This window comes from Bartonella sp. MM73XJBT.G (genome assembly GCF_028618435.1).
In the GTDB taxonomy this organism is placed as follows: Bacteria; Pseudomonadota; Alphaproteobacteria; order Rhizobiales; family Rhizobiaceae; genus Bartonella.
In genome coordinates, this window is record NZ_JAQISW010000026.1 from 1 (window position 1) to 8,819 (window position 8,819).

The following is an 8,819-nucleotide window of genomic DNA, read 5'->3' on the forward strand; positions in this document are numbered from 1 at the left end:
CCCCTCATTGCCCCTCAAACACACGCAACAAAAGCAGCAAGCCCGCATCTCCTCTCTCACTTTCCCAACATCTTGCCTCCAAAAGTCCCCACTTGACGCTCCCTTCAAACACCACCATTTTCCCAAGCAACACTTCTCACACTCAAGTCTCTGATGCTTCCTTCAACACCCATTTTCAAACTTACCTTTTTATGGAATTTCCCCTCATCAACCCTGCACAAGATCCCATTCTTCCCTGTCTCATTTTTGTTTTGCCTCTCAACAGACGCTTTGCGTGTCGCACTCAGCAATCCCACCTCTCATCTTTTCCATTTTCTCCTTTCCCTAGAAATCAAGCAACTGCGCGCCAATCTTTCCCCCTCACGCACCACGCCCACCCTTTTCTCCATCTTAAGCCCCTTGTGCTATCACCCCCCCCAAAGCAGCCCCAATGAGCAAAACCAAAACACACACACACCATGCCCTCTAGTGAAAAAACACTGGAAATCTTCAACTTACCCGTCAAGGATCCGTCACCTTACCCGCCATGGGGGGAACCCCTCATTGCCCCTCAAACACACGCAACAAAAGCAGCAAGCCCGCATCTCCTCTCTCACTTTCCCAACATCTTGCCTTCAAAAGACTCCCTCACTTGACGCTCCCTTCAAACACCACCATTTCCCCAAGCAACACTTCTCACACTTAAGTCTCTGATGCTTCCTTCAACACCCATTTTCAAACTTACCTTTTTATGGAATTTCCCCTAACAACCCTGCACAAGATCCCATTCTTCCCTGTCTTATTTTTGTTTTGCCTCTCAACAGACGCTTTGTTTTTACGCCCCCCATCCTTTCTTCCACCTCTGCCCTGTCTGTTCTTATTCCAAAGCCTGTCTCAAAACGCTTAATGTGCTGGACCATCTTCTCCAAAGCTTCATTAAAACGATGAATTTCAATTTCAAGCTTTCTAATATAGGCTTCATCACGATAAGCGCGTTTAATTAAAGGAGGCATATCTGGCCAATAGAGCATTAAGTCCACCCATTCACGTTGAGAAATCCATAAGCCTCCTTGACATTGAGCTTTATGTTCTTCTGGAAAATTCTTTTGCGCAAAATGAGGAATTAAAATTTCAGGTTTTTTTGTTTTAATTTCCAACAATCCATTTTTTCCCACAAAAGCATCCGGAGAAAATCCTTGTCTGCGATCATCGGCTAAAACAAAGCCTATGCATTCCGGTTCTGTCTGTGTCAATTTTCCATAAAGCTGCCGTGCGCTTGGTTCTAATTCTGTCCCGCGTCGCTGAGAAAGCGTTGTCCCTTCCTCCACAGTTTTTCCGGTAATTCTTTCTCCTGCCAATTTCATCATTACACTATGATAGCGTGATGTTTTTTGTCCCTGTTTTTTTTCTGCCATGACCATTTCAAACAAAGAAGCTGTAATCAACCCATTGCGCACTTTTTGCCATTCTTCTGTTCCCTGAACACAATCAATGATAATTGGCATGTTTTCCCCCTTTATCTGGTGCTTTTATTATATATTCTCTTTGAAACATCACTCTCCCCACACGCACAACATCCTCTTGTGCTACTTGTAAAGCACAAATAAAGACACAAAAGATGCCTTCTCACCCCATAACAACCCCACAAACGCTTCACACACTCTTGTCTCTCTCCCCTCTCACCCCCCCCCTAACAGCCATCCCCCAAAAGCAGCCCCCTTGTTCCCCCGTGAAAAAACACTGTAACTCTTCAACTTACCCGTCAAGGATCCTTCAACTTACCCGCCATGGGGGAACTCTCACTACCCCTCAAACACACGCAACAAAAGCAGCAAGCCCCCCATCTCCTCTCACTTTCCCAACATCTTGCCTCCAAAAGGCCCCCCACTTGACGTTTTCCCTCTCATCAACCCTGCACAAGATCCCCTTCTTCCCCCGTCTCATTCTTGTTTTGCCTCTCAACAGACGCTTGGCGTGTCACACTCAGCAATCCCGCCTCTCATCTTTTCCATTTCCTCCATCCCGCAAAAATCAAGCAACTGCGCACCAATCTTTTCCCCTCACGCACCACGCCCACCCTTTTCTCCATCTTAAGCCCCTTGCTAGTGCCCCCCCCAACAAGCGCCTTTCCTCAGTTAGCTTTCCCTTCAAACACCACCTCTCTCAAACAGCCCCCCCTCAAAGCAGCCCCAATGAGCAGAACGCCCCCCCTTCATGCCCCCCGTGAAAAAACACTGGAGGTCTTCAACTTACCCGTCCATTTATCCACGATCAGCGATGAGGAGCTTTTTTCATGCTGCTATTGCACGACAGAAAAATCATGGTGGCAATATTCATCTTCTAAGTTTTTTGCCATAGACAGCGCGACCTCTTGTGATATGAAAAGAACAGCATTGTGTTTTTGCGGCTCGAGTCTGATTAAATTTTTAGTCTTTCCAGCATAATAAAGTGGAAAGCCTTGATAAGACGTTTTGAGATAACTTGGCATGATTACCACCAATAATCTGACAAGACATCACAAGGGCGTAAACGATGCTGTTTTTCATAAGAGCCATAGAGATTATCTTCATAATCGCTTATCACTCTTTCATTTAAACATGCATGATAGGCTTCACTATTCAAAATGAAAGGCTGTAAATGTGTATTTTCTTCATTTATTTCATAATTTTCGACATAACAATCAGCGATTTGTTCGGTCACATCTTCAGCATGATTTGTTGTAAGATCAAATCGTAAAACTTTATAAACAGTTTCAGATTCTTCAATGAGTTCGAGCACTTCTTCGATTTCTTCGATAGGTCCTTCATAGCTATCAGGCTTTTCATCTTCACAAAGAATGATAATGATTTCATCCTCTTTAATGAATGGAATATTTTTCATGATTTTCCCCCTTTAGATAGTTGATAAAGCAGAGCTTCATCTTGACAAGATCAAATATAGCGTTAGTCTTATATCCTCTATAGGAGAGATGTCAAGCATTTTATCCTTCATAAAAGATATATTTTAAGTCTTTGCGGGGTTCAAATGACATGTATAAATAAAGATCTATTGTTTCTTTTTCCCCCTATGTTCTTTTTTGTTCGCTATTTGTTCTCACTTAATTGCAACGATAAACACACAGGAGAGATAAAATGAGTGATATAATATTAATAGAATACTGGAGTCGTCTTGATTCAAAAGCACAAAAAGAGATTATTTTGGAGCTTCGTCAACGGGTCGCCGCAAAAGAGTTAAAATCGCCTGTCTCTCTTCAGAAGAAAGCTTTGAAATAAGCTCTATAAATTCTTTATCTTCAGGGCTAGCCCCTTTTCCGTAAAGAATATAATTCATACTGATATCAATTTCGTGACAAATTCGCGAGAGAGATTCGATTGTTGGCTCTTTTCCTTCCGAAAGGATAGAATGAAGGTATCCCGCGCCTTTACCGGCAGCGAGAGAGATAGATCTTTTTGACCGTCCACTTTTTTCCAAAGCGGTCCTTAATCTTTTACGCCAACCATCGATATTCATAATTTCACCATATAGCGCGTCTTTTTAAAAAAACACGTCCTTTTTATAAAACGGGCTTGCAATATCCTCTAAAAAGGATAAAATTAAGGAAACAAATTTTATTTTTTAGGGGGGAATAAAAAATCATTTTTTGCTCATAAAAACACTTTAACCGCACCACGAGAGACAAAAGACCACTTCCAAAAACTGATTCATTGAGAAGTGTTGTCCTTTTTATTTTTTCCATCATTGTAATCTCAAGTTTTAAGTTTTCATGCCCTTCAAGCGCATCCACTCATTGATAAATATCATAAAGAAATCTCTTAATCGTTATTGAGCAGAGCCAAAGGGAACACAAGCTAAATTTCTGTTTGCGCTTTTATCGTCAATGAAACTGTATAAGAAAGAAGAAAGTAGATTGCCATATGAAACACGTTGATCAACAAGAAACTCCTCACTATGAATCGTCTAAGCTTCCATATGTTTGTTGGTACCAAAATGACTTTCTAGGAGGTGTTCGTGGCATGCGCGCACACGAGATTGGAATTTATACGATTCTCCTCAATGAAATGTATGCACGTGGTCGTCCCCTAGAAATATCGGAAGAACGTTTAGCGCGTCTTTGCGGTTGTGACAAGCGAACTTTTGTTAATGTTTTAGGAATGTTGATTCGAGAGGGGAAGATTTTAAATTTAGCCAATGGCTTATGGAACCAGCGTTGCGACAATGTTTTTCAAGAGCGTGAAAAATTGCTTGAACAAAAATCCTTTGCGGGTCGTTCTTCGGCAAAAAAGCGCAAGAAAATCAATGCTGAGATTCAACAACTGCTTAACGAGCGCACAAAAGATGATCAACAAATCTCAGAAGCTCAAAAGGCAGAAGAAAAGGAAACACCTATCGGTGTTTTTGAAAAGAATAGGGTATTTGATGAGAAAGAATCTGTCCTTTCGAGCGAAGAGAGCCTTGAACCAAGTGCACCATCGCCCACTTTGGCTTTTTCCTCCTCACTAGTCGACACCTCACCGGCACAAGCAAAGCATGAAAACGGCGCCACCACCACTTCCCAAGCAGAAGCGCAAGAAGCCCCTCTCAGAACAATTATTCCACCAAAAAACACAAAAAACGCCGCCAATTCCGCCAATCTTGAGTCATTGAGCTCCTCAACACCGCCTTTATCACCTTGTTCCAACAAAAAAAACACCCCCTCCAGCATCATCAAAGGACACCGCCTTCCTGAAACTTGGCAAGCCGATATCAAGGCAGCCATTTCAGAAGGTTTAAGTGAGGACCAAGCCCATTGGCAAGCCAAGAAATTTCGCGACTATTGGCAAGCCAAGAGCGGCAAAGAAGCCCTCAAAGCAGATTGGCAAGCCACATGGCGCAACTGGTTTCGCCGTGAGATCGAACGGTTAGAACTGCAAAAACAGGAAAAACAGCAAAAACAGGAAAGCGCCTCACCACGCATCTCTGAGAGCAACGATAACCTTTACCGCAGTCTGATCAACTATACTGACGATTGTTGATATCACATGACCGAACCATTTTCTCACACAAGCAAACGCGGGGGCACAAATGTTTCAAAACCATAAACAAAATCTCATCAGAAAAAACAACTCTGAACACACTCCCCACCCAAACAACAGGCAAAGCAGCCACCATAAAACGCATCACTATCCCCCACACAGTTCTCATCATAACAGCCCATGCCCCACACGCCTCATCTTTTTCACGCCAAGGAACACAACACCCGCAAGTCACCCCACCTTCTCTTCCACACACACACCTCAAAGCCCACAGCCTCAACCCACACAGCGCTTGCCATACAAGCAAACAGAAAGCAGCCATTTTAGAAGATTTAAGCAAGAGCCAAACCCATTGCCAAGAAGTTTTGTCATGACAAGCAAACCAAAATCCGTAAAAAAACTCAAAGCAGGTTGGCAAGCACCATAGCGCTATGGATTTCGCCACGAGATTGTATGGCAAGAACAGCACAATAGAATCCCAAAACGCATAAGATCACGCATAACCATGAGCACAATTTTTGAAATCAAACAAAAACTTATCGCCCAAGCTGATCGGATAGCAGAAATGCTTCTTCCCCAAGGGTATAAACGTGGCAACCATTGGATTGTTGGCAACACACGCGGTGAGCCTGGTCAAAGTTTATCGATTTGTTTAAACGGCACTAAAGCAGGCCTTTGGTATGATTTTGCAGAAGGTATCGGAGGCGATATTTTAGACCTTTGGTGTGAAGTCAAAGGCATTAATCTCTCTCAAGCACTCGAAGAAGCACGCGCAACTCTCAATCTCACACGCCCCCAACCTTTTATGGTTCCCCAACGCTCCTATCGACGTCCACCGGTTCCCAAAGGGCATACCCCCAAAAATCGTGTCAAAACCTATCTCCACAAAGAACGCCATATTCCTCTAGAAATTATCAAGCGCTACCGCATAGGAGAAGAGGGAGAAAAAATCATTTTCCCCTTTTATAAGCCCGATGGCACCCTTGCTTTAGTCAAAGAACGACTTGCTCAAGCAGGCGCCAAAACAAAACCCACAACAGCCCAATGTGAACCGATTTTATTTGGTTGGCAAGCCCTTTACCCCACCGCCCCCCCACACACCCCAAAGCCCACGCCCACACCCCACAGCGCCACGCAGTCCTCTCAACCCACACCCCACACCACCACGCACACCCCTGAACCGGCCGCCTCAACCCACAGTACTCCGCAGATACCTCAGCATGCCTCCATAGACCCTGCGTTATTTCCCATGCTTTCTTCAACAAACCGGACAATTGTCATCACAGAAGGGGAAATTGATGCGCTATCGCTTGCCGCCTATGGCTATCCGGCGGTCTCTGTCCCCTTTGGCGGTGGAAGAGGAGGCAAGCACAATTGGATTGAAAATGAATTTGATCATTTAGAAGCGTTTGAAACTATTTTTTTAGCCACCGATATGGACCAGCCCGGAGAAGAAGCCGCCCGTGAAATTGCCAGCAGGCTTGGACGTCACCGTTGCTACCGTGTGCACTTACCCCATAAAGATGCCAATGAGTGTTTAACCGCAAAAGTTGATGCGGCCACGATAAAAGCGGCTTTTACTTCTGCCAAAAGCTTTGCCCCCGAAGGTTTACGCCGCGCCTTAGACTATAAAAATCAAGTGATTGGACTTTTTTGGCCAGAGCCTGAAAAACATCTTGGCTATACGGTTCCCTACCCTAAACTTAAAGATAAATTGCATTTTCGCCCTGGAGAATTAACACTGTGGAGTGGAGCCAGTGGTGCAGGTAAAAGCCAATTGTTGTCTGACTGTATTCCCCACTGGATTGCGCAAAACAGTCGCCTTTGCTTAGCCTCGCTAGAAATGAAAGGAGAACAATCGCTCCGGCGTTTAACCAAACAAACGGGCGGCTTAGAAAAGCCTACAAAAGAGACCATTGAACGCATTTTGCATTTTTTAGACGATGGGCTTATTCTTTATGAACATGTTGGCAAATCAAGTGTCGACACCTTGCTTGATGTCTTTGACTATTGTCGTGCGCGCTATGGGTGCGATCAATTTATTATCGACAGTCTCATGCGCCTTGGCATTGTCTGTGATGATTATGCAGGACAAGAACAAGCGGTTTATAAAATGGTTGATTGGGCTATTTTAAACAATGTACATATTCATCTTGTCGCCCACGCCCGCAAAGGAGGACTGGATAAAGATATCCCCGGAACAGAAGATATTAAAGGCGCCTCAGAAATTGGAGCAAATGCTTTTAACATCATCACCATTTGGCGCAATCGGTCTTTAGAAGACAAAATTTTTGCCGCCTCGCTAGCGCAAGAAAAAGCCGATTTAACCAAACGCCCCGGTGTCATTATGAATATTGCCAAACAACGTTCTGGCGATTTTGAAGGCAAAGTAGGGCTTTGGTTTGACCCCCAAACCTACCGCTATCGCTGTTCTTTTGAACAATCTTCTCCCCGACGTTATCTTTAATGCCCCTTAAAAACCCACTTTTTTAAAAAAACTCCCAACATCACGACGCGCAGACTTCACTCCCTGATAAATCAAAAGAAAGAGACTTATTCTCATAATGGACGATACATCCTGATTCGAGAACCAAAGCCAACTCCACCCCAAACGCTCTGCTCCCAGAAAAGCAAAGGAAAGGACAAGAACCCAAATACAGATAAACAGCAAATAATTCAAAACATACAACACCCTCTGCACCAGAGTATCGCTCTGCGCGCGTATAAAGAACCACAAGAGCAATTTCCACAAGAGTGCCAAGACCAACACCTTCAAGAACAGCCCTCTGGTGCTATTCATAACGCCGACGCCCACCACAAAAAGCCACAAGATAACCCCTATCATGCCACAAAAGAGGATCAACTTCACAAACCTAACCCAAGCCACAGGCAGACTTTTTACGCTGAGATGCATCACACCAAGGACAGCGGTAAAAATGCAAGAAAATACCGCCCCTTTCAACAATAACGCCTCGCTCACAGGGACACTTCTAACACCTGCACAAATAAAACCAAGATAAAGAGCCATCAAGCCATACAAGACCACCCATCTCCAAAAAAGCAGCCAGCCTCTCACCCCACGGCGCGCAGCTGCCTTATGAAGAAAAAGCAAGCCAACAGCCAAAATGCAAGCAAACACCAACAACAGCCAAAAAAACAAATCGTTCGACATCAATATCCCCAATCCCCTACAGTAAAGTTAAAGGTCACACCCATAAGACAGAAAAACACCACCTACCTCAAGAACCAAGCCCTTAGAACACGCGCAGACTTCATTCCCTGATAAATCCAAGGAAAAAGAAATCCCACAATGCAGATAAATACATCCTTATTCGAGAACCAAAGCCAACTCCAACCCAAACGCTCTGCTCCCCACTGAGCAAAATTAAAGACTAAAGCCAAAATGCAAATAAACAGCAGAAAATTCAAAACACGCAACACCCTCTGCACCAGAGTATCGCTCTGCGCGCGTATAAAAAAACTCAAGAGCAGTTTCAACAAGAGTGCCAAGACCAACGCCTTCAAGAACATGACCCTGATGCTATCGATATTTTTGACGCCCACCACAAAAAGCCACAAGATAACCCCTATCATGCCACAAAAGAGGATCAACTTCACAAACCTAACCCAAGCCACAGGCAGACTTTTTACGCTGAGATGCATCACACCAAGGACAGCGGTAAAAATGCAAGAAAATACCGCCCCTTTCAACAATAACGCCTCGCTCACAGGGACACTTCTAACACCTGCACAAATAAAACCAAGATAAAGAGCCATCAAGCCATACAAGACCACCCATCTCCAAAAAAGCAGCCAGCCTCTCACCCC

Annotated in this window: 10 protein-coding genes; 2 read left to right on the top strand and 8 right to left on the bottom strand. The window is 44.2% G+C overall.

Annotated features, from left to right (window positions below; all coding sequences use genetic code 11):
• Nucleotides 1-104 precede the first annotated feature (104 nt).
• The 5 genes from PVV59_RS08745 to PVV59_RS08765 form a co-directional block, all read right to left on the bottom strand.
• A complete protein-coding gene (locus tag PVV59_RS08745; RefSeq protein WP_273755732.1) occupies nucleotides 105-296 on the bottom strand; it encodes a hypothetical protein in 192 nt (63 codons plus the stop codon).
• Nucleotides 297-728: 432 nt separating this feature from the next.
• The gene (locus tag PVV59_RS08750) at nucleotides 729-1,484 is read right to left on the bottom strand and encodes a lambda exonuclease family protein (RefSeq protein ID WP_273755733.1); all 756 of its coding nucleotides are present in this window, start codon (nucleotides 1,482-1,484) and stop codon (nucleotides 729-731) included.
• Between the two features lie 794 nt (nucleotides 1,485-2,278).
• Nucleotides 2,279-2,467: a hypothetical protein gene (locus tag PVV59_RS08755; RefSeq protein WP_273755734.1), complete on the bottom strand. Its 189-nt coding sequence runs from the start codon at nucleotides 2,465-2,467 to the stop codon at nucleotides 2,279-2,281.
• Between the two features lie 2 nt (nucleotides 2,468-2,469).
• Complete coding sequence (locus PVV59_RS08760) at nucleotides 2,470-2,859, bottom strand: hypothetical protein (protein ID WP_273755735.1); 390 nt, start codon at nucleotides 2,857-2,859, stop codon at nucleotides 2,470-2,472.
• A 312-nt stretch (nucleotides 2,860-3,171) separates the two neighbouring features.
• Nucleotides 3,172-3,489, bottom strand: a complete 318-nt coding sequence (locus PVV59_RS08765) for an XRE family transcriptional regulator (RefSeq protein ID WP_273755736.1) — start codon at nucleotides 3,487-3,489, stop codon at nucleotides 3,172-3,174.
• A 404-nt stretch (nucleotides 3,490-3,893) separates the two neighbouring features.
• On the opposite strand from PVV59_RS08765, the gene PVV59_RS08770 reads away from it, so the two are divergent.
• Nucleotides 3,894-4,991: a DUF1376 domain-containing protein gene (locus PVV59_RS08770; protein ID WP_273755737.1), complete on the top strand. Its 1,098-nt coding sequence runs from the start codon at nucleotides 3,894-3,896 to the stop codon at nucleotides 4,989-4,991.
• Here PVV59_RS08770 and PVV59_RS08775 read toward each other — a convergent pair.
• On the bottom strand, nucleotides 4,969-5,460 hold the full coding sequence (locus PVV59_RS08775) for a hypothetical protein (protein ID WP_273755738.1): 492 nt from the start codon (nucleotides 5,458-5,460) through the stop codon (nucleotides 4,969-4,971). The genes PVV59_RS08770 and PVV59_RS08775 overlap by 23 nt on opposite strands.
• A gap of 36 nt (nucleotides 5,461-5,496) precedes the next feature.
• Here PVV59_RS08775 and PVV59_RS08780 point away from each other — a divergent pair, with 36 nt between their 5' ends.
• The gene (locus tag PVV59_RS08780) at nucleotides 5,497-7,458 is read left to right on the top strand and encodes a bifunctional DNA primase/helicase (protein WP_273755739.1); all 1,962 of its coding nucleotides are present in this window, start codon (nucleotides 5,497-5,499) and stop codon (nucleotides 7,456-7,458) included.
• A 6-nt stretch (nucleotides 7,459-7,464) separates the two neighbouring features.
• On the opposite strand, the gene PVV59_RS08785 is transcribed toward PVV59_RS08780, so the two are convergent.
• Both PVV59_RS08785 and PVV59_RS08790 read right to left on the bottom strand, forming a co-directional pair.
• Complete coding sequence (locus PVV59_RS08785) at nucleotides 7,465-8,163, bottom strand: hypothetical protein (protein WP_273755740.1); 699 nt, start codon at nucleotides 8,161-8,163, stop codon at nucleotides 7,465-7,467.
• Nucleotides 8,164-8,225: 62 nt separating this feature from the next.
• Nucleotides 8,226-8,819 (bottom strand): hypothetical protein (locus PVV59_RS08790; protein WP_273755741.1); only part of this gene is annotated, 594 nt, incomplete at its 5' end.